Genomic DNA, 24,208 nt, shown 5'->3' on the forward strand with positions numbered 1-24,208 from the left:
AGGCCCTATGTCTAAGATTATCATGATTATCGGCGCCGCTTTGCTCGGCGCCATTTCGTCTCATTCCGTCTCCGCCTCCGTAAACATCCTCGGGAATTACCCGCCGGCCAACGACTACTTCAGCAGCACGATTTCCGCTGGGGTTGGCCAGAAAGGAGTGCTCTTTACCATGCCGGAGCTCAGCTACACCGTCGATGCCGTTACGCTGCAGTTGGGCGGCTACAACTCATCCTTCGATACGGCAGCCATTGGCTTTTATGCCGATAGCGAGGGCATGCCTGACGCCTTGGTGGGCATGTTGCAGGCTCCTTCCTCCGATTCCGATACGATCGCAGACTTCACCTTCACGCCCACCTCGACCCTGACGCTCTCCGCCAACACGACCTACTGGCTCATGATCGACACCACCGCAGGCGGTTTTGACTGGATGGCGGCGCATATTGAAAGTACGCCGGGTGGTGAGGCTACCTACCTGGGCCACTACTTCTCCAACACCAATGGCGCGACTTACGGTGGCTCGAGCACGTTGAACACCTTCCAGATACTGGGCACGGAAGTCGCAGCCGTCCCGGAACCGGCGGAATACGCGGCCCTGCTTGGCCTCGGCACGCTCGGCTTTGTCGCCTGGCGCCGCCGTCGCAACGCATAGCCCCTCCCGAGCAACGCTTTGCTCTTATCAAAAAAGCCTCCCGGCGATCCGGGAGGCTTTTCAAATTTTACGGGCTGAATAGAGCAGGCGGGCAGTTTACTTTTCGCCGCCGCGCTTGGCCTGGATGTTGAGTTCGATTTCGACTTCGTCGCCCACCATACCGGAGCCGTAGGTGATGCCCCAGTCGGAGCGCTTGATCTTGGTTTCGGCTTCCCAGCCGGAGACCATCTGGCCGTTGCGGCCTTCCATTTCGCCGAGGTATTCGAGGTCGAGCGTCACCTGCTTGGTCACGCCGGCCATGGTGAGGTTGCCCGTCACCTTGAACTCGTCCTTGTCATCATCGTCTTGCTCCCACTTGGTGGATTCGAAGGTGATGGTGGGGTTCTTGGGGGCGTTGAAGAAATCTTCGTTTTGGAGGTGCGCATCGCGGTCGGAGTTGCGGGTGTCGACCGAGGCGACCTGGATTTCGCCCACCACCTTGCTCTTCTCCGGGTGATCCTTGTCGAAGTGGATCTCACCGGTGAAGTTCTGGAAGGCTCCAGGGACTTGGTTGAGGAAGTGGCGCACCTTGAAGTTCACGCCCGAGTGAACCGGGTCTACCTTGTAAACAAGGACTTCGGCCTGGGCCCAGGAGGCCGCGGCGAGGAGGGACATGCTGACGAGAGACGTTAATTTTGTCTTCATACCAAGATATTTATAGCCGGATTCGATTAAATGGAAAGTATCTTTCTCACATTTTTCTCCGGCGCCTTGGTCGTCATGATGTAGACCTGGTCGGGCGTGGTCCAGATGACGCAGCAATGGTCGTTGATCTTGGCCAGGCGAGGCTGCGGCAGGTCTTCGAGCCAAGGCATGTCGGCTCGGTTCATGGTAAAGAGGTGGTAGAGGTCTTCGTCTTTCTTGAAGCAGACGAGGCCGGTGCCGACGCCTTTGATCTTGAAGCTTTCGCAGGCCACGCTCGACTTTTTGTCCAGCTCGCCCGGCAAGGCGGCAGGGGTGGGGCTGTGGTGGGCCTGGAGGAAGGAGACGAGGCGCTCGTAATTGTTGTCGATCACGCGCGTATCGCCCGGCTCACTATACTCTTCGGCGGCGGCGAGGAGGGCGTAGACGTCGGGCGGCAACTGCTCCCGGCCCTGGTTGGGCGGGAAAAAGAAGGTGTAGCCGAGCGCGAAGAACATCACGACGGCGGCCGCCGCGCCGAGCAGCACCGGGTGGATCCACCAGAAAGGCGTGCGGGGTGGGTAGGCGTTGGCTGGCGCCGCTGCGGGCTTCTCGCGGGCTTCCAGCTGGGCGAGGATCGAATCGGCCAGCCCGGCGGGGACGGGGGAGGAGCGGAGCGCCTGGCCGATGGCATCGTCAAACGCCTGCTCGGCCTCGACCTCGGCTTGCAGTTCCGGGTCGCGGGTCAGGCGTGCACGCAGGGGCTCCAGTTCGGGCGCTTTGTCGTCGCGGCCGGGCTGATACACATGCTTCCAGTTGAGGCTGTCTTCCTGATCCATGGCTTATTCCCAGAGGGTCATTCGTAGGAGCGGCTAGGCGGCTACTTATTTCTCCCGTTCGGTCAAAATCTTCTTCAATTGAGCTTTACCGCGCGACAAGCGGGACATGACGGTGCCCATCGGGATGTCGAGGATGTCGGCTATCTCCTTGTAGGCCAGGTCTTCCAGGTAAAAGAGCGAGAGCGGCGCGCGGTAAATTTCGTCGACCGCTTCGAGCGCTTCGACTGCGGCTTTGGAATCGTAGCGGCGGGCGACTTGGGGGGCTTCGGGCGGTGTTTCCAGCTCCAGCAGCTCGGGCTCGAGCGCGGTCGTCTGCTTGTTCTTGCGGTGCACGCGCAAAAACTCGCGGTAGAGGGTGGTGAAGAGCCACGACTTTACCTTGTCGAGCTCGCGCAAGGTATGGCCCTTTTCCGCCCAGCGCAGGAAAGTCTGCTGCACGAGATCGGAGGCATCGTCCTGATTGCGCGTCAGGCTCACGGCAAAGCGGAAGAGATTCTGGTAGTGATTCTCGACCAGTTGCCGGAAGTCGGGCGATGTGGTGGCAGCGGGCATGGCTTAGAGGATCAGCATGGCGTCACCATAGCTGTAAAAGCGATACTTCATTTCCAGCGCGTCGCGGTAGAGCGCCTTCAGCCACTCGATGCCGTCCATCGACCCCGGGGTGAGGATGCCGGCGATGAGGCACATCAGCGTTGAGCGCGGCAGGTGAAAGTTGGTGATCATCGCATCGACGTGGAAGGCCGGGGCGGGCGGATAGATGAAGATGTTCGCCTCCCCGGTGTAGGGCCCCGTCTCGCCGCTGCGGCTGGCGGGCTGGCGGAAGTAGTCTTCGATCGCGCGAAGGGTTGTCGTGCCCACCGCGAGCTTGCGTGCGCCATCCTGTGCATGCAGGGCCGCACGGGTCTCGGCCGAGAGGTGATAGGCCTCGCTGTGCATCGGGTGGTCTTCGATCCGCTCGGTCTTCACCGGGCGGAAGGTGCCGAGGCCCACCTCCAGGCGCAGGTCGTGGAAGGCGTGCCCCTGGGCGGCCAACTGGTCGAGCAGGGTGGGGGTAAAGTGCAGGCCTGCGGTCGGGGCGGCCACGGCGTTGGGGTGCGTCGGGTCGGCAAACACCGTCTGGTAGCGCTGGAGGTCTTCCGGGCGGTTGCCTTGCGGGCGCTCGATGTAATGAGGCAGAGGCAGCTCGCCGATCGCGTGCGCCAGGTCTACCACCGATTCCGCACCTTGCAGGTCGAAGCGGACCCGGGCGCGGCCCTCGTCGTCTTTGGCCCGGACTTCGGCCTCGAAGGCCCCGGGCAAGCCGAAGGTCGCGCCGATGGGCAGTCGCCGGCCCGGCTTGACCAGGCACCACCACTCACCGGCCTCGGCCGCAGGGCGCAACAACAGGCACTCGACCGCGCCGCCACTGGGCCGCCGGGCCTGGAGACGGGCCGGAAGCACGCTGACGTTGTTGCGGAAAAAGCGCGTTTTGCCCGGCAACAGCTCGGCGAGTTCGTAAAAGAAGCGATGCTCATGCGTCCGCCGGGCACGGTCGACCACGAGCAGCCGCGACGCATCGCGCTGCTGGGCCGGGCTCTGCGCAATAGCCTCCGGCGGTAGTTCATAATCGAAAAGGGAGGTGTCCAACGCGGCGGGAGTATCGTGGCGGAGCCGCTGCGATGGCAAGCCTCTTGCTAAGCAGGAGCGATGAGAATGGCTTCGCATTTGTTGAATTACCCGCTTTGCTAACGCCCCACGCCGTTTTTTCGTTCGACCTGCCCAAAGGCACTACCTTAGATCGTCTCTGCGCGCGTGGATCAGCTCCTTGACCGCCCAACTTCCCCACATGGATCTGCGAACAGGATACCGGTATCGACTGCTCTTGGCAGCGCTGTGCATCAGCCAACCCCTGCGGGGGGAGAGCCTGGTGACCGAGACCTTCCTGCCCGAGCCGGAAGCCGTCGCGCCTGCGGTCGAGAGTGGAGTCGAGATGCCCACCTGGCTGGAGCAGGCCCGCATCCAGTCGGTCCGAGACCCGGCTGCCGCCCTCCTGACCCTGGAGGAAGGCCTGCAACAGCGCGGGTTGACGGGCGATGTGCGCCTGGCTGCCCTGCGGCTGCGCGGAAAGCTGCTCGCCCGTCAGCAGGATATCGAGCTGGCGCTGAACGCTTTTTCCGAGGCGGCCGAGCTGGCCCGCCTGCGTGAGAATCATGTGGTGGAAGCCCACCTGCGCATGGAGCTGGCCCAGCTCTCCCGCAGCCTGGGCGACCGCGAGACGATGGAGGACGAGCTGCGCAAGGCCATGGAAGCCGCGCGCGACGAGGCAGACCCGGTGCTCGAAGCCCGCATCCTCGCCCAGGCCGCCACCTACGCCCGCGAAGTCGCCAGCATGACGGAGGCGCAGGAAGCCTACCAACAGGCGATTACGCTGCTCAAAAGTACGGAAGAAAAGCGCCTCTCGGCCCAGATCCATTACGAGCTGGGCCGCCTCTACTTCATGCTCAACCAGTATGGGCAGGCGCTGGAGATGTATGCCGCCGCCAGCCGCCTCGAACGCAGCGCAGGCGCCAACGAGCTGATCCCCTCCATCTATCTCGAACGCGCCCGGGCCCACTTTGCGCAAGGTGACTTTTCGCTCGCCCGCGTCCACGCCGAGGCCGCGCTCAACCTCGCCCGGGCGCAGGACCAGAGCACCGTTATCTATGGAGCGCACCGCCTGCTGGCCGACACTTACGAATCGCTCGGCAACGCCAGCAACGCGCTCGACCACTACCGCCAATACGCCGAATCGCGCATCGCCAACCTGCAAGACCAGAGCGAGCGCCAGTTTTCGGCCATCCGGGCGGACTACCAGAACGTGGTCGACGAGCACCGCGAGGCCCTGCGCGAGACCAAGCTGGCCCAGCAGCAGGCCCAGATCGCCCAGGCAGAGGCCGATTTGCGCAGCCGCAACCTCTGGCTGATCAGCGCCGCCGTCATCATCGGCACCCTCAGCATTCTCGTCACCCTGCTCATCTGGCAGATCGTGACGCGTCGCCGGCAGGAAGACGCCATGCGCCGCCTCAACGAAGAGCTGACTGCCGCGCTGGCCAAAAGCCGCCTCGCCACGCAGGAGGCCGAGCGCGCGAACAACGCCAAGAGCGAATTCCTCGCCAACATGAGCCACGAGATCCGCACGCCGCTCAACGCAGTGATCGGCATGTCGACCATCCTCGGCGATACCGATTTGACGGTGGAGCAGCGCAACTACCTGCGCTCGATCATGAGCAGCAGCAACAGCCTGCTCAGCGTGCTCAACGACATCCTTGACTTCTCCAAGATCGAGTCGGGCATGCTCGAAGTCGAGCGCGTGTCGTTTGACCTGCAGGAAACGCTGGAGGAGGTGATGGAGATCTTTGCGGGCAGCGCGGCGGAGAAAGACCTCGAGCTGCTCCACTACCGCCACCCCGATGTGCCGCAGTTCCTCATCGGCGACCCCGGTCGCCTGCGCCAGATCCTGATCAACCTCGTCGGCAACGCCCTCAAGTTTACCGAGCAGGGCGAGATCATGGTCGAGGTGGAGACCGAGAGCGTCACCGCCGAAGGCGTCATGCTCAAGTGGTCCGTGCGCGACACTGGGATCGGCATCGCGCAAGACCGCATGGAGCGCCTCTTCAAGCCCTTTTCGCAGGCCGACAGCTCCCACACGCGCCGCTTCGGCGGGTCGGGCCTCGGCCTCGTCATTAGCCGCCGCCTCGCGACCCTGATGAATGGCGACATGTGGGTGCGCAGCCACCCAGGCGACGGCTCCACCTTTTATTTCACCGTCTTCTGCCTGCTCGACCACCAGCGCGACCTGCCCTCGATCGACACCGCGATCTGCGCCGGCAAGCGCCTGCTGATCGTCGACGACAACGACAGCAACCGCCGCATCCTCCGCGTCCAGGCCGAGCAACTGCGCATGCCCGTGATCGAGGCCGAAGACGGCCGCCAGGCGCTCAACCTCCTCAGCCGCGAAGAGCTGCCCGACATCGCGGTGCTCGACTACCACATGCCCGGGATGGATGGCATCGAGCTGGCCGAGCGCCTGCGCCAGATCTCCAGCCTGCGCGCCATGCCCATCATCCTCCTCAGCTCGATGTCGGAGGCGATCATCCGCCGCCGCGCGACCGAGCTGGGCATCAACGAGATGCTGATGAAGCCCACCAAGCGTGACGAGCTGATGACGGCACTCGTCAAGGCTGCCTCGGGCTACAAGCGCGACCTGCCCTTCGAAAGCCGTAGCCTCAAGGATTTGGGCAGCGCGATCCGTGGCCTGCATGTGCTCCTGGTCGAAGACAACCAGATGAACCAGCGCGTGGCCTCCCTCATCCTCCAGCGCATGGGGCTGACCAGCGATGTGGCCAACAACGGCGTCGAAGCCGTCGAGAAGCTGCGAGAACAGTCTTACGACCTCGTGCTGATGGATTTGCACATGCCGGAGATGGACGGCATCGAAGCCACTCGCCGCATTCGGGCCGAGCTGCCGCTCGAGCGCCAGCCGATGATCATTGCCATGACGGCCGCCGCCTCTTCCAAAGACCAGCAGGACTGCCTCGAAGCCGGCATGGACGACTTCATCACCAAGCCCGTCCGCGTGGAAAGCCTCGCCGCCGTGCTCGAACGCTACTCCCAGCACAACCAACTCCGTGCCAATACCACCGCCGGCGACGACTGCGGCGAGTAGTGCACAGCGTCAAAAGGCCTTGGATTGATCACCAAAAGCGCAGAGCCCGCGAAAGCTCCGCGCCTCTCCTGAAGATTCTCAAACTCGAATAGAAAACTGCGTCGAGGCGTCTATCTACCGCTTTCCTGACCCCTTTTTCTGCCTTTTCTGGTTAAAAGAAAATTCTACACCAGATCCGCCAGCGAACCGAAGTCCGCGTCGTAAAGCCGCTTGTAGAGCCGCACGGCGCTGGCATCGGTCAAGCCGCTGAGGTAGTCGCAGATCAGGCGACGCCGTGCCTTGGGGGCTTTCGGTTGCAGCACCCACGAGTGCATCGGCTCGGGCAGGATCTTCAACGTGCGCTGCCCCGCATCTTCCAGATAATGCCGCTCCACGGCCTGGAAAAGCTGAGTCAGCACGCGGCCGCCCTTGAATTCGATCTGCTGGATGGGCGCGCTCTGGAAAATCAGCTCGAACGCCAGCCGCTTGTAGAGCTTCGATTCGCGGGTGTATTTTTCGTCCACCTCCAGCGCAAACTGGTGCCGCGCCGTCTCGGCCTTCAGGAACGAATCCGGGGCCTCGACGAGCTGACAGGCGTGGATAAACCGGCCCAGCCGCGATTCGAAATACGGCTCGTAACGCTCCTTCTGGATCAGCTCCTGCAGACGTTCCAGCAGCTCCTTTTCGCGGTCGCCCAAGGTCGCCGCGTTGGCCTCGCCCCAGCGGTGCAGGTTTTCCAGCGTGATGAAGCGCGCACGGATGCCGTCGACGATGTCGTGCAGCGAATAGGCCGCGTCGTCCGCCCAATCCATGATCTGGCACTCGATGGACTTGCCGGGGCGGGGCTCCTTTTCGCCCAGCGTGCGCCCCCAGATAAACGCCCGCGTCTCTGCCTGCTCGTCGTAGAGGAAGTGGTTGTCCGGCGTGTGGCCGTCGTGCATGCAGGCTTCGGCATGCAGCGGTTGGTATTTCAGCACCCCGTCGAGCAAGGCGCGGGTGGGGGCCATGCCCTTGCGCTCCTTGCCGCTGGTGTAAAAAGTATCGGTGAGGATACGCAGGCTCTGGGCGTTGCCCTCAAAGCCCCCGTGCGAGCGCATCAGGTCGTTGAGCGTGCGCTCGCCGATGTGGCCAAAGGGCGGGTGCCCCAGGTCGTGCGCCAGCCCAACTGCCTCGACGAGGTCCGGGTCGATAAAGAAATCCGCCCCGAGCTCTGGGCTCTGCACGTTGAGGTGTTCCGCGATCGAGCGCGCGATCCGCGATACCTCAATGCTGTGCGTCAGCCGCGTGCGGTAAAAGTCGTATTTGCCGCTCTGAAAGACCTGCGTCTTCGACTGGAGCTGCCGAAATGGGGTCGAAAACACGATGCGGTCGCGGTCCACCTGGAAGGGGCGACGCGTATCCGGGCCCCTCTGCGGGCGGTCGCCAAAGGTGGCGAAGTCAAACTCTCCGTAAAAACGATTGGCGGCAACGGCGGAAGCACTCACAACCGCGCACCTTAGCCAGAGACCGACTCCAGCGGAAGCCTGAAAATGGGGAGCTTAATTCTTCCGGCCACGGATGAACACGGATTGGCACGGATAAGTTTTTAAGCCGCAGATGAAACGCGGATTTACGCGGATGATTTTCAGCAATCCATCTCCCCCTTTCTCCGGCTTCAAAAGAAGGCCCATTCGAATTCTGAATCCGCGAAAATCCGCGTTTCATCCGCGGCTAAAGAAAGGCATTGCCCGGATCGTGTCGACAGCTACGAACTTGCTGCATGGCTCGCGTTTACCAAAAATGCCTGGCGAACCGCCTGAAGATGTGGGAGCTGGCGTTTGTCTACTGCTGCATCTACAGTCTGGCTCTCGTCTATATTGATTGGCGCTTTGGCCACTGGCTTGAAGCCTTGTGGTTTCTAGGGCCTCTATGGGGAGGGCAGACTGTTCTACATCTGATTTTGTATCTGCGATACGAAATCAGCAGCAGAGACCTGATTGTATACGTGGATCAGGATAGCCGACGTTTCGACGTTGAGCAAAATCAACAACGCGTGACCTTTGATAAAGATGACATTCTGGAACTGAAGCTCACGATGGGGCGGCCCGTGTATCGGATCGCCATCTTCTGGGAGTATTTTGGCTACCTTTCAATCACGCTTCGGAGCGGCACGGTTATCCATGTGACGACGTTAGTCGCCCCCAAGCTCTACGAACTTATTCCCGACAGCTTGTTTGAAGAGGTCCACAGAACCACTAGTCTCTATCCGACTCCACCCAAGCGTGCTATCGTGTTGCCCGAAAGTTGAGCCCCTCTATCGGTTCAGCTCTTTCATCGACGTTTCGGGGTAGCGGGTGCCGGCGGTGGCGTCGAGGGGGAGGATGGCGTTGAGACGGGCGACTTCTTCGTCGGTGATGGTGACGTCGAGCGCGGCAATGTTTTGCTCCAGATACTTCAGGCGCTTGGTGCCGGGGATGGGTACGATGTCTTGACCTTGGGCGAGCAGCCAGGCCAGTGCGAGTTGGGACGCCGCAACGCCCTTCTGCTCCGCCAGGTGCTCCACCTGTTTCACCAGCTCCAGATTCTGGTAAAAGTTCTCGCCCTGGAAGCGCGGGTGCAGGCGGCGGTAATCGCCTTCGGGGATATCCTCCGGCTTAGCAAAGGCCCCTGTGAGGAAGCCCCGGCCCAGCGGGCTGTAGGCGACAAACGTGATGCCCAGCTCGCGACAGGTTGGGATCAACTCGCGCTCCGGGTCGCGGCTCCAGAGGGAGTATTCCGTCTGCAGCGCCGCCAGCGGGTGGACGGCATGGGCGCGGCGGAGGGTTTCCGGGCTGGCCTCGCTCAGGCCGACGGCGATCACCTTGCCCTCCTGCACGAGTTCCTTCATCGCACCGATGGTATCCTCAATGGGCACCTCCGGGTCTTTGCGGTGCTGGTAATACAAGTCGATATGGTCGAGGCCCAGCCGTTGCAGCGATGCCTCGCAGGCCTGCTTCACGTATTCCGGGCGGCCATTGACGCCTCGGATCCACGGGCTGTCGCCCCGCGTGATGCCAAACTTCGTGGCCACGACCACGCGCTCGCGTCGACCGTCGTGCAGGGCCTTGCCGAGCAGCTTTTCGTTTTCGCCCCGCCCATACATGTCGGCAGTGTCGAAAAACGTCACCCCGAGGTCGACCGCGCGCTGGATGACGGCGATCGACTCTTTTTCGGCGGCTGCGGTGGCATATTCGCCGTAGAATTCGCTCATACCCATGCAGCCCAGCCCAAGGCGGGACACGCGGAGGGGCGCATTGCCCAGATCGGTGAAGTCCATGCCGCTACTATAAGCCACGGGGGCAAAGACACGAGCCCTTTGCCACAATATCAGACTAGATGGTCTGGTGATGCGTTTCGTGGGTTGCGCCAGGCCCCACTTTGTTTAGAATTTTACCATCCCATCATGACGAAAACCTCCCCAGACTCTCCAATCGTCGTTGTCACCGGCGGAAATCGCGGAATCGGCCTCGAAATCTGCCGCCAACTCGTCCAGCGCGGCGCCCAAGTCATCCTCACCGCTCGCCGCCCCGAAGCCGGCGAAAAAGCCCTGCGCGAGCTGAAGAGCGACCGCGCCTCGTTTCACGTGCTCGACGTGACCGACAGCCAGAGCATCGCCGACCTGCGCGACCACCTGCAGGGCCAATACGGTCGCCTAGACGTGCTGATCAACAATGCCGGGATCATGGACGATGAAGACAACTCCGGCCTCGACGTGGGCACCGACGTGGTGCGCGAGACCTTCGCGACCAACACGCTCGCGCCGCTCGAGCTTTCGCAGGCCCTTATGCCCCTCCTGCGCAAGGCCTCGCCCGGGCGCATCGTCAACCTCTCCAGCGGGCTCGGCGCCATCTCGTCGATGGGCGCAGGGCATCCGGCCTACCGCATTTCCAAGGCGGCCCTCAACGCCGTCACCCGTATCCTCGCGGCCGAGCTGGACGGCGCGGTGGTGGTCAACTCCATGTGCCCCGGCTGGGTCCGCACCGACATGGGCGGGGAAAACGCCGAACGCGACGTCTCCCAAGGCGCCGACACGGCCGTCTGGCTCGCCCTCGAAGCCCCCACCGACCTCACCGGCCGCTTCCTCCGCGACCGTCAGATCATCGCCTGGTAGGGGAGGGCTTTAGCCACGGATGAAACACGGACAGGCACGGATGAAATTGGATTCTTATCCGCGTAAATCTGCGTTCATCAGTGGCTGAAAAACTTATCTTTGTAAAGTGATACTTTACGTTCATGCTAGGTGAGGAGGCTACCATGACCGAATTACACTTTCCCCATCCCGGTGAGATTCTGCGCACCGAATTCCTCGAAGAGCTGGATTTGACACAATATCGTCTTGCGGTGGCGACGGGGCTCCCGCACAGCCGTGTGACCGCCATCATCAAGGGGCGCCGCGCGGTGACCCCCGATACGGCACTACGCCTCGCACGTTTTTTCGGCAACTCAGCTGAGTTCTGGTTGGGCCTACAACAGGAATTCGACCTGCGACAGGGGCTCGTGCTACCCTAGGGCCTGAGATCGAGCGGGAAGTCGTCCCGCTGGGCAGGGAGTAGAATCCGAGGTTGGATGAGCATACACTTTTATCCGCGTAAATCCGCGTTCATCTGCGGCTAAAAAAAACCTTCTTGAGCTGCGTTGTCCTTTTGCGGCGGGTTCGTGCGTCATGAGGTAGGGCCGGAGCGAAAGAGCTTCGTGCCCGCTCACCTCAAACCTATCCGCTATGACCGTTTCGACTTCGAACGCTCCTCACCCGGTGGTGGACCGCGCCGCCTGGTTGGAAACCCGCCGCGCCTTACTCCAGCAGGAAAAGGCTTTCATGCAACAGAAGGACGCCCTTAACGCCGAGCGCCTGCGCCTGCCTTGGGTGCGCCTGGAAAAGGACTACCTCTTCGACTCCCCGGAAGGCCCGCGCCGCTTGTCCGAACTGTTTGCCGGACGCAGCCAGTTGTATCTCTACCACTTCATGTTTGGTCCGGAATGGGAGCAGGGCTGCGTGGGCTGCTCATTCATGGCCGACCACTTCGACGGTGCGCTGCCGCACCTCAATTACCACGATGTGACGCTGGTGGCAGTCTCGCGCGCGCCTTTGGATAAGATCCAGGCTTTCAAGCGCCGGATGGGCTGGCACTTCCCATGGGTTTCCTCCGCCTCCAGCGACTTCAATTTCGACTTTCAGGCCTCCTTTACGCCGGAGCAACTGGCGAGCGGCAAGGCGTTCTACAACTTTGAGGAGCGGGAGGTCGATTGCGAAGAATTGCCCGGCAGCAGCGCTTTTTACCGCGACGCCGACGGCACCGTCTACCACACCTATTCGTCCTACAGCCGAGGTGGCGAGACGGTGATGAGCACCTATGGCATCCTCGATATGATGCCGCTGGGCCGCAACGAGGAGGGAGACCTGAGCACCTGGGTGCGCCACCACGACCGTTACGAAGCAGCGCCCACGCCCTGCGGCTGCGGTCACTGAGCGCCGTCGGAAACAGAACAGCCCCGCCGGGGTGGCGAGGCTGTTCCTGTCTGTATCTGTGGTCTCGGTCTGTTGGCTACTAAACTCAAGATAGCCGCACCGGTCCCCACACCCGCGCGCAGCAGGCCACATTCCCCCAAACGATTCGCTTGCTGCACATCCTTCGGGTGTGGGGATGGTGCGCTTCCGTTGAGGAAAGGGAAGGGGAGGCTAGGCCCGACGGCGGCGACAGGCGACGAAGCCCAGCGCTACGAGTGCGGTCAGTGCGGCATAGGTGGAAGGCTCGGGCACGACGGCACCCGGCACGTAGGTCACCATCACGTTGGTAAAGTCGAGACCGTTATCGGCTTCGCCCGCCGCGTTGCTGGTGCCGAAGGTGGCGGAATTGACGTGCAGGCCGAACATATCGAAGGCCATCGTGGTGGCCGCATCGTCTTCTACGCTGAAGGAGGTGATTTCGCCGCCGCCCAGAATGCTCAGGACCGCCGTGAACTGGAGCGTGGTGGCGTCGAGCCGCGTGATCGAAAACGTGCCGGTATAGGTAGCGTTGTCGACCATCGAAAAGTCGCTGCCGCCTGTGCCGAGGGTGTCGTAAAAGCTGGTGGTGCCGAGCAGGCGGTTATTTGCCCCCGTGCCGGAGGGGTCCTGGCGCTTGAAGATTCCGGTGTCGGAGCCGTCAAGCACGTTGACGTCCATGGCGGCCATATAGCCCCGGACGGGATCCCAGGCGGCGTCAGTCGACGAGGTGTAATCCTGCGCTGCGCTCATGCCATTGGAGTTGAAGAAGCCGAAGCGAAAGGAGCCCGTGCGGTCGGTGCCGACGGTGTCGGGCGTATTGAAGGTAAACGAGGCGCGAAGGGAGTCCCCGACGTTGAGCGACTGGCTGCCGAAGACGGTATGGATGCCACGCCCGGAGCTGCCGGAGACGAGCCCGAGGTAGCCGGTAGCCTCTTCGTACGACTGGCTGCTGGTGCTCTTGTACCAGTTCGTATCGCTGGGCCCGGTGGCGGCGGCAAGGCCGTCGGAGAAGCTGTCGTCGAAGATCGTCGAGCCGAAGAGCCCGACGGGGAGAGACGCTAACAGGAGGAGGGAGTATTTTGTCATGAGGAGTGTGAGGTACTGCTGTTGTGTTGGGGGAAGATCAGGCGGGGGCGCGCATGGCGTCGAAGACGGTGAGGGCGGCGTCGAGGTCGGGCAGGTAGGGGTGCCACTTCTTTTCCCATTCGAGGCTCACCGGCCCGGCAAAACGGTCGCGCTCCAGCATTTCAAGGAAGGGCTGCAGCGGGAACTCGCCCTCGCCGAGGTGCACGTAGGTAAAGGGGTGGCGCGCGGAGGGCTTGCCGATGCTGTCCTTGAAGTGGATGTGCACCACCTGGTCTTTGATGCGCGGCCACATGCGCAGCGGGTCTTCGCGCTGCTTGCGCCAGGTGTGGTGAGCATCCCAGAGGATGTTGGCGGGGTGGGGCAGGGCGGCCTGCAGGCGCTCGATCGCTGCCAGCGAGCACAGGCAATCGTGCGTCTCCAGCATCAGCTCGACCTTCCAGCCGTGCTGCTGTTGCTGGGCGCGCCACCAGTCCAGGGCATCGCGGGCCGCAGCGAGGTCTTCGTCGCTCAGCTCCGGCGCCGGGGCTCCGCCGTCGAACACGCGCAGGTAGCGCACACCCAGTTGATCGGCCCAGGGCGCAATGGCCGCAAGCTCTTCGCGGTGTGCCTGCGTCAGCCCCACCAGCTTGGCGGAGGGGTCGAGCGCGACGATGCGGCAGCCGTGTCGCTGGGCCACCGCCGTCACCGCCTGTGCCGAGCCAAAGCGTTCGGCGAAGTAGGCGGGCAGGTCGACGCGGTCTTCCAGCGTGCGCAACTCCAGGTTGCGGATGCCGTGGCGCTCGGCCAGTTGCGCGGCGTCTTCAAGCGTGGCCTCGGGACAGCCGAGGGTGGAAATGCACCAGTTGAGGGAAAAAGACATGATGTGTTATTGGTCGACGTAGATGCGGCGGTTGTCTGCCGTGCTGTTTTCGAAGACGAAGACCCAACCGGCCTCGTCTCCGAAACGGTAAAACCAGGGCGTGACTTCGCCGGAGGTCCACCACCATTCAGAGGTTTCGAAATCGTAAATATACAGGCTGTCTCCGCTTTCGGAAGGGACGGGCCAGAGCCAGCCCAGTTGCGGATACCAGAGGTGGCCGCTCGCCACACGGTAATAGGTGCCGAGGGCGGGGGAAGTGAACCACATGGGGTAGCCGCGGATGCCGGTGCCACCGATGCGGTCGCGCAGGGGGGCGAGAGCAGCCTCGAAGTTGTTCTGCACCTGCAAGTGGTCGATCGTGACCTCTGCGATAGCGGCGGCACTCTGGTGGATAAAGACGCTGCTCAGGCCGCTGTCGCCGGTCGAGCTGTTGGTCGCATGCGGGTCGTCGAGCGTCACCGGGTCGACATACAGCGTGGAGATCGACTCGCTACTGTTATACTCGTGCTCGATCAACACCTGATAGGTCTGGCCGACCTCGAGCGCCTCCGGGTAGTCTGCTAGCTGGAAGGACGAGCCGCTCTTGGCCGTCACGCCGAGCCGGTAGGTGCCGGAGTCTGCATCTTGCTGGTGCAGCCAGAGGCGGGCGCGGTTTTTCGCCCCAGTGGAGTCGCTGAAACCGATGAGGTAGCCAGCCGCCGCGCCGTCGGTCGGCAGGGCGTTTACCGTGAAATAAAAGCTGAGAAACTGGTGCCCGGCGGTGACGCTCTCGTCTTCGAAGATCTGGGCCACCACGGTGCCCGGCATGGCTGCGGGGTTGTTGTAGAGCTTCAAGGCCAACTCGCTCACCACCATGGCGTCGCTCGATTCGCTGTCGCGCGTGGCCGTGGTGACGGCTTCGATCCAGCGCCCGTTGCCGTTGAGCGGGCCGTCGTTGTAGCTGAAGGGCTCGTTGAAGCCCTCGTCGCCCACGCCGCCGGGGTCGTCCGGGATCACGATTTGCCAGCTCGGACCCACGTCGCCCGGCTCCAGCGGGCCTTGCTTGATTGCGCCCGGCAGCACCTCGTCGGCTCCGATGTCGCGGCCGGTGGCGGGGCGGGTTTGGCCGTCCATATCGAGTGTGGCAGCGGCAACGGAGTCCACGGCGGCGTCGATCAACGCGCTGCCCGGCTGGGGGCGTTGCAGGCCATCGGCGGCCTCGGCAAACATCGGGTTCGCGAAGGTGAAGCCGCTGGGCAGGTTCGGTACGTTGGTCGAGGAAACGTTGGCGGCGTAGGTGTGGCCGATGGGGGCCGTCACCTCCACATACGGGTTGTTGGAGCCGGCGACGACGTTGTTGACGATCGTGTTGTTCTGCGGCGGCAGGGTCGTGTCGCCCTCGCTGGAAGTGGTGCCGATCACGATGCCCCGGGCGCTGTTGACGACCGTGTTATGGGCGATGGTGACGTTTTCGGCTTGCAGGTAGCGGTTGAGCGGCGAATTGGGCACGCCGTTCATCAGCACGATGGCGCCGCGCAACTCCGACGAGCTGCTGAGGCCGCTGAAGTAGTTGTTGATCACCACATGGTCGGGCCCGACTACGCGCACGCCGCCAGAGTCGTTGTAACCGTTGCCGATGAAGAAGTTGCCGTCGACAGTGCAGGCCGAGCCGTGGCGCAGGGTCAGTTGGCCAGCCGATTCGAGGAAGGTGTTGCCGCGGTAGACGTTACCGACCGATTTGTTGGAAATCGTTTCGATCTCGCCGTCGGTGTGGTGAAACAGGTTGTGCTCCACCAGCGCATTGGCGTTGAGCATCGAGCGGTCGCTGGTGCCAATGCGGATCGTTTCGTAGCCGTTACCGGTGCCTGGAGCGCGGTCGGCGAAGTAGTTGCGGGCGATATGGGTGCCGTTGGGCTCCAGGCTCTCGTCGAGGATCACGACCAGTTGCACGCCCTTATGGGTCATGCCGCTCAGCTGATTATCCGTGATCGCGTTGAACTGGCCGCGCACGGAGATCCAGTCGTAATCGGTCGAGCTACTATCGGGGTTGTAATCGACGATGGCGGAGTTGCGAAACGCGCAATGGCGGCTGCCGCTGGCAAACGATACGACCGCGCCGTTGGCCGTGCCCTTGGTAAAGAGCAGGCCCTCGACCTCCATGTAGGCGCCGTCGATCTCCAGGGAAGATTGGCCGATGAAGGCGACCCCACCCGGCGTCTCGGCGCGCAGGCGGATGGGGTGGGTGGCGGTGCCTCCCGTGCCGTTGGCGCTGTCCTTGCCGTCAAACGACCAGTTCTGGTTCACGTAGACGCCGTCGGCGATGACGATCGTCGTGCCGGGGGTCGCCTGTTCCAGCCCGTCTTCCAGTTGGGACTGGTTGGAGATGCGCACGACAGTTTCGGCGGGCTGGGCCTCCCACTGGGTCCATTCGGCGGCCCAGGTGCTCATGAAAGAAGGCACGCTGCCTTGACGGTCGGTCAGTTGGGCCTCGAAGAGCGATTCCGGCTCGACGGGCGTGCCCAGCGATTCGAGCACCTGCAGGTCGTCGGTCTCAAAAGTAGTGGCCGCGCCGTGGAAGCCCGCGATGATCGGGAAGAGGAAGCGGTCGCGCGTGTTGGCGTTGTTCTCGTCCCAGAAATAGTAATTGGACTGCGCGTTGTTGGTCTGCTCAAAGTTCCAGAGCGTGAGCCAGCGCAGGTGATTGGGCTGTCCGGCCTGCGTGCCTCCGGTGCGCCCGCGCAGCAGCCCGCCTTCGTTGGCGTCGAGCAGGGTCGCGTAGGGGCCCGAGCCATGGGCGTCGAACGACGAATTGCTGCCGTAGGTGTAGCGGTGGAAAACGGCGCCCGCGCTCTGGTAGCCGACCGACGGGCCGTGCCACTGGTTGGCAGTGTCGGCTCCGTAGGTCGCAAGAATGCCATTGCCGCGCCGCGTGTGGATGCCGAAGTGCCCGCCGTTGCCCTCGATCCGGGTCAGGGCGAGGGTGAAGAAGCTCGTGTCGTGCAGGTTCACCGCCTCGTTCCAGTTGATGAAACGGCAGCGCGTGATCCAGCCGTTGACGACGTTGTTGATCTGCAGCGCGCTCCAGGCACTGTCGTCGCGGGCGCTGCGGTGGTGCACGAAGTCGCTGACCCAGTTGCCGCGGAAGACGATATTCTCGAACCCAACCTCCTCAATGTGCGGGTAGGTGCGCAGGCTCCAGTCGTAGGTCGGGTCGATCTCCATGTGGATCGGCTCGGCGAAGGTCACGACATTGCCGTCGATCGCCACGATCTGGTGCTTTTCTTCAACCTTCAAGCCCTCATCGGTCAACTGGGTCCACTCGGGTTCCAGTTCCTTGGGGGCGAGAAAAGGCGCGGCGGCATCAGGGTCGCGCAGGTAGAGGCAGACCCACTGGCCGACTTGCAAAGCAGCCGGGTTCACCACCTCCACGCTAAAGCTCTCGCGCTCGGCCGGGGCGTTGATCGTCGCCAGGGTGGAGCTGGAGGTGCTGCCGCTGGGCTGCACGAGGAACATCTCCGGCGTCGAATACATCTGGTCGGGATTCTCCGGCTCGAAGGGGGCCTCCATGTAGAGCTCGGTGGGGTCTTCCCACACGCCCGCGCCGCGCAGCACGATATTGCTCCGACGGATGCGGATGGGCGAGCCGACCTCGCTCAGCGTGTTGAGATGAAAGCGGCCGCTGGGAAAGTAAACGACGCCGCCGCCCGCGTTTTCCGCCGCCACAATCGCCGCCTGGATGGCGTCGCGGTCGCTGCGGTTGTCGTCTGGCACCGCACCGTAGGCCGTTACGTCAAAGATCGGGCCGCTGACGGTAGGCAAAGGGGCCTGGCTGCGGTGGTAGCCGGCATAAGAAAAATCGGGCAGCGTGGGCTCGGTGCCGTTGGCGCGGGCGTCGACATAGTCCGTCCACAGGGCGGAGGGTACGGCGCTGGCGGAAGCAGCCAACAGACAGCCGAGCGACCCGCAAAGCGTAGTAAAGCGCATCAGAGTCATGGGGAATCTCGGGGTTGGGTAAGGGAGCTGTGCCCTGATAATCAAAAATTCTTGCCCGTCGGTCAACTAATAAATATAAGACATTTTCGCAACCCCTCTTGCATCTCCTCCAAACTACCTGACTGATATTACCATGGGAAAACTTGCTGGCAAAAAAGCGCTCGTCACGGCGGGCGGACAAGGCATCGGCCTCGCCATCACGCGCCAACTGCTCGCCGAAGGCTGCGACGTGGCGGTCCATTATTTTTCCAGCGCAGTCGATACGGCCGCGCTGCGCAGCGTCTGCTCGCGCGAAAACGCCAAAGTCTGCGGCCTTCAGGCCGATTTGCGCCAGCGCGACCAGGCGTCGGCGTGCGTCGAACAGGCGGTGGACGCGCTGGGCGGCCTCGACATCCTGATCAACAACGCGGGTTCGCTCATTGGCCGCCGTCGCCTGAACGAGCTCGACCCGGACTTTTGGCAAGACTCGTTCGACCTCAACGTGTCGTCGATGAACTGGATCACACAAGCGGCTCTCCCGGCCCTGCGGGAAGCCCAGGACGGCGCGAGCATCGTCAACCTCGCCTCGTTGGCAGGCCGCAAGGGCGGGCATCCCGGCTCGTTGGCCTACTCGACAATGAAGGGCGCGATCCTTACCTACACCCGCGCGCTTGCCCAGGAGCTGGGGCCGGAGGGCATCCGGGTCAACGCCGTCGCGCCGGGCCTGATCCTCGGCACGAGTTTCCACAACACCCACACGACGGAGGAATCGGCCCGTGCCACCATCGCGGGCATCCCGCTGGGGCGCGGCGGCAAGCCCGAAGACGTGGCGCGGGCGGTCTGCTTCCTCGCCAGCGAATTCGACGGTTTTATTGCGGGAGCGACGATTGACATCAATGGTGGTGTGTATGCCTGTTGACGCACCTTGCCCGACGCCCCTGACCTTGCTCGTGATGGGGGTCTCCGGTTCCGGTAAAAGCACCATTGCCCGCCTGCTCGCCGAGCGCCTGGGCGGCTGTTACCTGGATGCCGACGACTTCCACCCGCAAAACAACATCGACAAGATGCGCGATGGCGTGGCCTTGACCGACGAAGACCGTTGGCCGTGGCTGCGTACCTTGCATGAAGAGCTGCAGCGCCGCGAAGCGGAGGAGGAGATCGTCTGCCTCGCCTGCAGCGCGCTCAAGCAGCGCTACCGCGAAGTCTTGCTCGATGGCCTACGCCATAAGGCGGTCGTCATGCTCACGGGGACGTATGACTTGCTGCTGGAGCGCATGACCAGCCGCCAAGGGCACTTCATGCCCGCCCGCCTGCTGACGAGCCAGCTCGCCACGCTCGAAAAACCCGAAGACGCCCTCAATGTCTCCATCGCCGGCACGCCGGAGGAAATTGTGGAGGACATCATGCGCCAGCTCCCGCAACACGTGGGGTGAACATTAGCCAAAATTCAGGCCACGGATGAACACGGATTTGCACAGATAGAGAATTCAAAAGAAAAACCCGCTCCTCTTACAGGTGCGGGTTCTTATTTATCCGTACAATCCGTGTTTCATCCGTGGCTGAAGATCAGGCCTCAGGCGGGAGGCATTCCAGCAGCTTCAGCGGCTCTGATCCGACGGGGCGGATGTCCAGCCCGCCGCTGCTGGCCGGCACGAAGAACCGGTCGAAAGGCTCGACGGTCCATTCCCTGCGGCCGGCCTGAATCGTGCCGCGCCCGCCGGTAACGATGCCGATAAAGGCTTGGTCGACCGGTCGTCGGGAAGGGCCGTCGAACACACTGAGGTCGACACGGAAGCAGGGGGTCGTTTCTGGCCCGATCAGGTGGTAGTGCTTGCCCGAACCTTCCCACTTGCGCACTTCGTGCGGGCGAAAGGCATAGAGCTGGCGCATCGTCTCGACCGAAACCGCATCGTAGTTGAAGACGTCGAGGCAGAAGTCGAGCCCGCGACCCATGAAGCGGGCCGATTCGGGCAAGACGTAGCCCGCCTTCTCGAACTCGAAGCGTACCGCGAGGTCGGAGGGCTCCATGATCTCGACCATCATGATGCCTTCGCCGATCGCGTGTGGGAAGCCGCCGGGGATGAAGAAGGTGTCGCCCGGTTGCACGGGTATACGCTCAAAGCACGCCTCCAGCGCGGCCAGGTCCTGTTGCTCGATCATGCGTTTCAGCTCCGCCCGGGTGGGCGGATGCTGGAAGCCGAGGTAGATATACGGCTCCGCCACTTCCGGGCGGATGGATAGGATGTGGTAGGCCTCTGCCTTGCCCGACGGGCCGAGCCCGTGCTGCTGGGCAAAGGCCGCCGTTGGGTGCGCCTGGAAGTGCAGGCGCACGGCGGCATCGAGCAGCTTGACCAGCACGCGCGGCTCCGGACCGTGGCGGGCCACATGAGCCGCGCCCAGCCAGTCTTGCGCGTGGGCCTGCAGCAGGTCGCGGAAGTAGCGCCGCTCGCCGGCCAGCTCTACCTGCGCCAGCCCCTCGTCGTCCCGGGTGGGGTGGGGATTGATGGCGCGGGTGGTGGAGGCCAGCCAGTCTTCCGGCCAGTGGTCGTCGCGGGGAACAGGCTTGCCTTCCAGGCGGTCGAGTTCGCGACCGCCCGGGTAGGTGCGCCAGACGCGGTTGGGGAGGAGTGGCAGAAGGTCCATGACAGGCTCAGGCTCGGTTGGCGCGGGCGGCGCGGCGCGCCTTGATGGCTTCCTTGTTGTAGCCCCAGTAGAGCAGGTAGCCGAGGCCCATCATGAAGCCGCCGCAGAGGATAAACGTGATCCGCCCGCCGATGGGGTTGGGGATGAGGAAGAGCAGTGCCACGAAGAGCCCGTAGCCGCCCGCGAGCGTGCCCAGCGTTTTGCCCTGCCGGCCATCGAGGCTCACCTTGTGCTCGGTCTCCAGCACGGGCGTATTGATGTTGTCCCAATACATGCGGGTCTCATCGGCGCGCGCACCCTTAGGCTCGCGGTAGAAGAGTTTGGTGAAGAGGAACCAGGTGGGCAGGATGGTGCTGCTCAGGAGGATGCCCTGCATGGCATCGAGGTCGTTGATCTCGCGCTGCGAGAGGCCGAGGCTGAAGGTGGTGTCCCAGAAGGTGGCGTTGAAGTGGTCGCGGGCGAAGTAGCTGATGGTGAGGCCCAGCACCACGGTCGACCAGCCCGACCAGTCGGGCGTCTTGCGCACGACCATCATCATGATCAGCGGGATCGTCACCGGCATCGCCACGAGCGACCCAAACTGCAGCATGATGTCGAACAGGCCGAGCGTCTTCAGGCTGCTGAAAAACAGGCCGGCACCGATTACGCACAGGCCGAGAATGACGGTGACGCTCTTGCTGACGAGCATCTGCTCCTTTTCCGAAGCGGCGGGGCGGACCACGGCAAGGTAGAAATTCTTCACAAAGATGCCGGCGTTGCGGTTGAGGCCGCTGTCCATCGAGGAGATGGTGGCGGCAAACATGCCCGCGATCAGCAGGCCGATCATGCCCGCCGGGAGGGTGTCGATGGCCATCTTGACATAAGACGCTTCCGATGCACGCGCGCCGAGCTGCGGGAACACGGTCGAAAGGTCCGGGTAATAGACGGCGCAAACCATCGGCGGGATGAACCACAGGATGGGCCCGAAGACAAAAAGCATCGACGCCATCAGGCCGGCGTAGCGTGCGTTCTTGGAATCCTTGGCATTCAGATAGCGCGAGGCCTCCATGATGTTGTTGGTCGAGGCGAACTGCTTCACGAAGATCAGCACCATCCAGCTGATGATCAGCAGGGGGTAGTTCACGTCGTTGCCGAGGAAGATGTTTTCGGCCGGGAACTGCTCAAACAGCTCGACCGGGCCGCCGATCTTGGCCAGCGAAAAAATCGCGGTGGTGACGGCGATCATCATCAGAATCAGCGTCTGCATGAAGTCCGACGACACCACGGCCCACGCGCCGCCGATGGTGGAGTTGAACAGCACGATCAACCCGGTGACGATGATCGTCGTTTGCAGGTCGAAGCCGAACACCGTCGCGAGAAACACGGCGAGGCCGTTGAGCCAGATGCCGGCGTAAGCGATGTTGGTGGGGAGAAAGATCCAGGTAAAGAACTGCTCGTTGGCCCGGCCCAGGCGTTGCCGCACGGCCTGAATCGGGGTGATCACCCGCAGCTGGCGGAATTTCGGCGCGAAATACGCGTAGTTGATGAAGAAGCCGAGCGCGTTGGCGAAAAAGATCGTGAGGATGATCGGGCCGTTGCTGTAGGCGTGGCTCGCCGCGCCCGTGAAGCTCCAGGCGCTGAATTGGGTCATGAAGGCGGTGGCGCCAGTCATCCACCACAGCATCTGTCCGCCGCCGCGAAAGTAGTCGCTGGTGTCGGACACGAATTTGCGGGTCAGCAGGCCGATGGAGGCCAGGAACCCAAAGTAGAAGATGACCACGAACAAGTCGTAGGGGCTGATTCTCATGGTGGGGTGGGGGTAAGGAGCGGGGAATTTGGGCTTGAACCAATGTCGACTAATTTTTATTGGATTGGGCGATCCACAATCAATGAAAATCGGAACCCGGTTGGAAAAAATCGTCTCGTTTCCCCTTCAGGCCGCTGATTCAGGGTCTATCGGGTAAAAACTAATGATCTAATAAACTTGTGTTGCGATTTTAATCACAACGTGTCTTTCTTGGAGAATAAAGGATGTCGAAGAAGCGCATCAGTCAGACCGAGATCGCCCAGCAGCTTGGCGTCTCGCAAACCCTGGTTTCCATGGCCCTAAATGGGCGCACGAGCGAAGTGGCCAAAGCGACGTATGATCGCATCTGGGCCTTTGCGATGGAGCACGGATACTCCCCGCGCGGGATGAAGATCAAACCGCTGGGAGAAGTTCAGCCCCAACCGTTTACGATGGGTTACGTGTTGCGCAGCCCCATCCGTATGGCCACGAAGAGCAACTTCTTCAGTCACGTGACGCAGGGGATGCACGAGTATCTCAGCGACAAGGGGCTGAAGATGACGTTCCTCGGCTCCGAGAGCGATTTCTCCACCGATAATCCGCCATCGTTAGAAGGCTTCGCCCGCTACCTGCAAGGTATTGCGGTGATGGGGCAGGTGCAGCCGGAGTTCCTCGATCTCATCTGCCAGTTGAAGCGCCCCATTGCGATGGTCAGCGCCCGCGCCCCCGGCATCTGCCACAGCGTCAATTCCAACGAGCGCCAGGCGGCAGACCTGTTGGTCGGCCACCTGTATAACCTGGGGCACCGCGAATTCGCTTTCTTTTCCTCCCGCGCTACGCCCGGGCGGCACTTGGAGCGGTACGAGGCCCTCCTTTCAGCCCTGCGCGCGCGTGGGATCAACCTCAAGCCTGAGAATCTGTTGCTCGAAGACGAGGCGGAGCGCCGCTTCGGCTATCAGGCGGCGGAAAAAGTCCTCGCTCGCGAGCCCTCCCAAGTCCCCACCGCATGGGTGTTCCAGAACGGGCTCATGGCACGCGGCGCAGTCAATCGGCTCTTCCAGGCGCAGATCCGCCTCGGGGCCGAGGTCAGCGTGGCCGCCTTCGACCGCACGCGCGTGATGGAAGAGGAGATCCCCGGTATCACCGGTGCCGCCGCCCGCCCGGAAGATCTGGGCCGCGAAGTCGCTCGCATCCTCCTCGAATCGGCGCAGGACGAAGACAGCGCCCATGCCTATACCGACCTCGTGCTGCCGGCCGAATTGACGGTGCGCGAGACGACGGGGGCGCCAGTGGGCCTGCGCGCCCGCGCCTGATAATTACTTTTAGTTCTTCTACTCCACCCCTGCGTCTGTTTTCCTGCATCCCGCACCCCCGGGAAGGCAGGTAAAGACTGCGTATCCCCTGTTTCCGCCGCTTCACGGCGTGTTTTGCTGCCATTGCCCTGCTGATTTCATCGTCCCAAAGATTTCCTGCTAATTATCATTGACTGGCGCGTGCGGTTTCCAATAAATATTAGCAGCTTCCTGCTAGAAGGGCTTTCACTACCCCCGTGACGAAAGGGCCCTTCCGAGTTCCCCCAACCCCCGCTCA

The 24,208-nt window shown here is 62.6% G+C and carries 20 protein-coding genes; 9 read left to right on the forward strand and 11 right to left on the reverse strand.

Translation table 11 applies throughout. The features are described from left to right. The first annotated feature begins 7 nt into the window (after positions 1-7). Positions 8-649 (forward strand): choice-of-anchor R domain-containing protein, encoded by a 642-nt coding sequence (locus Q7P63_00120; GenBank protein MDP0498481.1) that lies wholly within the window; start codon positions 8-10, stop codon positions 647-649. Positions 650-745: 96 nt separating this feature from the next. Here Q7P63_00120 and Q7P63_00125 read toward each other — a convergent pair whose 3' ends face one another. The 4 genes from Q7P63_00125 to queA are packed head-to-tail and all read right to left on the reverse strand — an operon-like array spanning position 746 to position 3,774. Next, positions 746-1,303, reverse strand: coding sequence for a YceI family protein (locus Q7P63_00125; GenBank protein ID MDP0498482.1), 558 nt, complete (start codon positions 1,301-1,303; stop codon positions 746-748). A gap of 56 nt (positions 1,304-1,359) precedes the next feature. Beyond that, a complete protein-coding gene (locus tag Q7P63_00130; GenBank protein ID MDP0498483.1) occupies positions 1,360-2,148 on the reverse strand; it encodes a hypothetical protein in 789 nt (262 codons plus the stop codon). A 45-nt stretch (positions 2,149-2,193) separates the two neighbouring features. Beyond that, positions 2,194-2,700, reverse strand: a complete 507-nt coding sequence (locus Q7P63_00135; protein MDP0498484.1) for an RNA polymerase sigma factor — start codon at positions 2,698-2,700, stop codon at positions 2,194-2,196. Between the two features lie 3 nt (positions 2,701-2,703). Then, entirely contained in the window at positions 2,704-3,774 is a 1,071-nt protein-coding gene (queA, locus tag Q7P63_00140) for a tRNA preQ1(34) S-adenosylmethionine ribosyltransferase-isomerase QueA (GenBank protein MDP0498485.1), read from the reverse strand. Positions 3,775-3,973: 199 nt separating this feature from the next. Here queA and Q7P63_00145 point away from each other — a divergent pair, with 199 nt between their 5' ends. Beyond that, entirely contained in the window at positions 3,974-6,832 is a 2,859-nt protein-coding gene (locus tag Q7P63_00145) for a response regulator (protein ID MDP0498486.1), read from the forward strand. Between the two features lie 164 nt (positions 6,833-6,996). Here Q7P63_00145 and dgt read toward each other — a convergent pair whose 3' ends face one another. Continuing rightward, complete coding sequence (dgt, locus tag Q7P63_00150; GenBank protein MDP0498487.1) at positions 6,997-8,295, reverse strand: dNTP triphosphohydrolase; 1,299 nt, start codon at positions 8,293-8,295, stop codon at positions 6,997-6,999. 275 nt (positions 8,296-8,570) lie between these two features. Here dgt and Q7P63_00155 point away from each other — a divergent pair, with 275 nt between their 5' ends. Beyond that, positions 8,571-9,098, forward strand: coding sequence for a hypothetical protein (locus Q7P63_00155; GenBank protein ID MDP0498488.1), 528 nt, complete (start codon positions 8,571-8,573; stop codon positions 9,096-9,098). A 6-nt stretch (positions 9,099-9,104) separates the two neighbouring features. On the opposite strand, the gene Q7P63_00160 is transcribed toward Q7P63_00155, so the two are convergent. Next, on the reverse strand, positions 9,105-10,106 hold the full coding sequence (locus tag Q7P63_00160) for an aldo/keto reductase (protein MDP0498489.1): 1,002 nt from the start codon (positions 10,104-10,106) through the stop codon (positions 9,105-9,107). 126 nt (positions 10,107-10,232) lie between these two features. Between Q7P63_00160 and Q7P63_00165 the strand changes: the two genes are divergently transcribed. The 3 genes from Q7P63_00165 to Q7P63_00175 all read left to right on the forward strand — a co-directional run bounded on the left by Q7P63_00165 (position 10,233) and on the right by Q7P63_00175 (position 12,296). After that, entirely contained in the window at positions 10,233-10,940 is a 708-nt protein-coding gene (locus Q7P63_00165) for an SDR family oxidoreductase (protein MDP0498490.1), read from the forward strand. A 143-nt stretch (positions 10,941-11,083) separates the two neighbouring features. Beyond that, entirely contained in the window at positions 11,084-11,338 is a 255-nt protein-coding gene (locus tag Q7P63_00170) for a HigA family addiction module antitoxin (GenBank protein MDP0498491.1), read from the forward strand. 211 nt (positions 11,339-11,549) lie between these two features. Further along, entirely contained in the window at positions 11,550-12,296 is a 747-nt protein-coding gene (locus tag Q7P63_00175) for a thioredoxin family protein (protein ID MDP0498492.1), read from the forward strand. A 210-nt stretch (positions 12,297-12,506) separates the two neighbouring features. Here the strand turns inward: Q7P63_00175 and Q7P63_00180 are convergent, their stop codons facing one another. The 3 genes from Q7P63_00180 to Q7P63_00190 are packed head-to-tail and all read right to left on the reverse strand — an operon-like array spanning position 12,507 to position 18,231. Beyond that, positions 12,507-13,400 carry a PEP-CTERM sorting domain-containing protein gene (locus Q7P63_00180; GenBank protein MDP0498493.1) on the reverse strand — a complete coding sequence of 298 codons (894 nt, stop codon included), beginning with the start codon at positions 13,398-13,400 and terminating at the stop codon, positions 12,507-12,509. Between the two features lie 37 nt (positions 13,401-13,437). Next, complete coding sequence (locus tag Q7P63_00185) at positions 13,438-14,259, reverse strand: TIM barrel protein (protein MDP0498494.1); 822 nt, start codon at positions 14,257-14,259, stop codon at positions 13,438-13,440. A gap of 6 nt (positions 14,260-14,265) precedes the next feature. Further along, positions 14,266-18,231, reverse strand: coding sequence for a chondroitinase-B domain-containing protein (locus Q7P63_00190; GenBank protein ID MDP0498495.1), 3,966 nt, complete (start codon positions 18,229-18,231; stop codon positions 14,266-14,268). 133 nt (positions 18,232-18,364) lie between these two features. Between Q7P63_00190 and Q7P63_00195 the strand changes: the two genes are divergently transcribed. After that, positions 18,365-19,129: an SDR family oxidoreductase gene (locus tag Q7P63_00195; protein ID MDP0498496.1), complete on the forward strand. Its 765-nt coding sequence runs from the start codon at positions 18,365-18,367 to the stop codon at positions 19,127-19,129. Beyond that, entirely contained in the window at positions 19,119-19,643 is a 525-nt protein-coding gene (locus Q7P63_00200; GenBank protein ID MDP0498497.1) for a gluconokinase, read from the forward strand. The genes Q7P63_00195 and Q7P63_00200 overlap by 11 nt, the downstream gene beginning before the upstream one ends. Positions 19,644-19,776: 133 nt before the next feature. Here Q7P63_00200 and Q7P63_00205 read toward each other — a convergent pair whose 3' ends face one another. Beyond that, the gene (locus Q7P63_00205) at positions 19,777-20,853 is read right to left on the reverse strand and encodes a class I mannose-6-phosphate isomerase (protein MDP0498498.1); all 1,077 of its coding nucleotides are present in this window, start codon (positions 20,851-20,853) and stop codon (positions 19,777-19,779) included. A gap of 7 nt (positions 20,854-20,860) precedes the next feature. Continuing rightward, positions 20,861-22,639 (reverse strand): transporter, encoded by a 1,779-nt coding sequence (locus tag Q7P63_00210; protein ID MDP0498499.1) that lies wholly within the window; start codon positions 22,637-22,639, stop codon positions 20,861-20,863. A gap of 224 nt (positions 22,640-22,863) precedes the next feature. On the opposite strand from Q7P63_00210, the gene Q7P63_00215 reads away from it, so the two are divergent. After that, complete coding sequence (locus Q7P63_00215) at positions 22,864-23,931, forward strand: LacI family DNA-binding transcriptional regulator (protein MDP0498500.1); 1,068 nt, start codon at positions 22,864-22,866, stop codon at positions 23,929-23,931. Positions 23,932-24,208 lie beyond the last annotated feature (277 nt).

Source organism: Verrucomicrobiota bacterium JB022, assembly GCA_030673845.1.
GTDB lineage: Bacteria > Verrucomicrobiota > Verrucomicrobiia > Opitutales > Oceanipulchritudinaceae > WOUP01.

Excerpts from the sequence above, each read along its gene's own strand:
- Q7P63_00120 (MDP0498481.1), top strand. The coding sequence starts at position 8 with ATGTCTAAGATTATCATGATTATCGGCGCCGCTTTGCTCGGCGCCATT.
- Q7P63_00125 (MDP0498482.1), bottom strand. The coding sequence starts at position 1,303 with ATGTCCCTCCTCGCCGCGGCCTCCTGGGCCCAGGCCGAAGTCCTTGTT.
- Q7P63_00130 (MDP0498483.1), bottom strand. The coding sequence starts at position 2,148 with ATGGATCAGGAAGACAGCCTCAACTGGAAGCATGTGTATCAGCCCGGC.
- Q7P63_00135 (MDP0498484.1), bottom strand. The coding sequence starts at position 2,700 with ATGCCCGCTGCCACCACATCGCCCGACTTCCGGCAACTGGTCGAGAAT.
- Q7P63_00145 (MDP0498486.1), top strand. The coding sequence starts at position 3,974 with ATGGATCTGCGAACAGGATACCGGTATCGACTGCTCTTGGCAGCGCTG.
- Q7P63_00155 (MDP0498488.1), top strand. The coding sequence starts at position 8,571 with ATGGCTCGCGTTTACCAAAAATGCCTGGCGAACCGCCTGAAGATGTGG.
- Q7P63_00160 (MDP0498489.1), bottom strand. The coding sequence starts at position 10,106 with ATGGACTTCACCGATCTGGGCAATGCGCCCCTCCGCGTGTCCCGCCTT.
- Q7P63_00165 (MDP0498490.1), top strand. The coding sequence starts at position 10,233 with ATGACGAAAACCTCCCCAGACTCTCCAATCGTCGTTGTCACCGGCGGA.
- Q7P63_00170 (MDP0498491.1), top strand. The coding sequence starts at position 11,084 with ATGACCGAATTACACTTTCCCCATCCCGGTGAGATTCTGCGCACCGAA.
- Q7P63_00175 (MDP0498492.1), top strand. The coding sequence starts at position 11,550 with ATGACCGTTTCGACTTCGAACGCTCCTCACCCGGTGGTGGACCGCGCC.
- Q7P63_00180 (MDP0498493.1), bottom strand. The coding sequence starts at position 13,400 with ATGACAAAATACTCCCTCCTCCTGTTAGCGTCTCTCCCCGTCGGGCTC.
- Q7P63_00185 (MDP0498494.1), bottom strand. The coding sequence starts at position 14,259 with ATGTCTTTTTCCCTCAACTGGTGCATTTCCACCCTCGGCTGTCCCGAG.
- Q7P63_00190 (MDP0498495.1), bottom strand. The coding sequence starts at position 18,231 with ATGACTCTGATGCGCTTTACTACGCTTTGCGGGTCGCTCGGCTGTCTG.
- Q7P63_00195 (MDP0498496.1), top strand. The coding sequence starts at position 18,365 with ATGGGAAAACTTGCTGGCAAAAAAGCGCTCGTCACGGCGGGCGGACAA.
- Q7P63_00200 (MDP0498497.1), top strand. The coding sequence starts at position 19,119 with ATGCCTGTTGACGCACCTTGCCCGACGCCCCTGACCTTGCTCGTGATG.
- Q7P63_00205 (MDP0498498.1), bottom strand. The coding sequence starts at position 20,853 with ATGGACCTTCTGCCACTCCTCCCCAACCGCGTCTGGCGCACCTACCCG.
- Q7P63_00210 (MDP0498499.1), bottom strand. The coding sequence starts at position 22,639 with ATGAGAATCAGCCCCTACGACTTGTTCGTGGTCATCTTCTACTTTGGG.
- Q7P63_00215 (MDP0498500.1), top strand. The coding sequence starts at position 22,864 with ATGTCGAAGAAGCGCATCAGTCAGACCGAGATCGCCCAGCAGCTTGGC.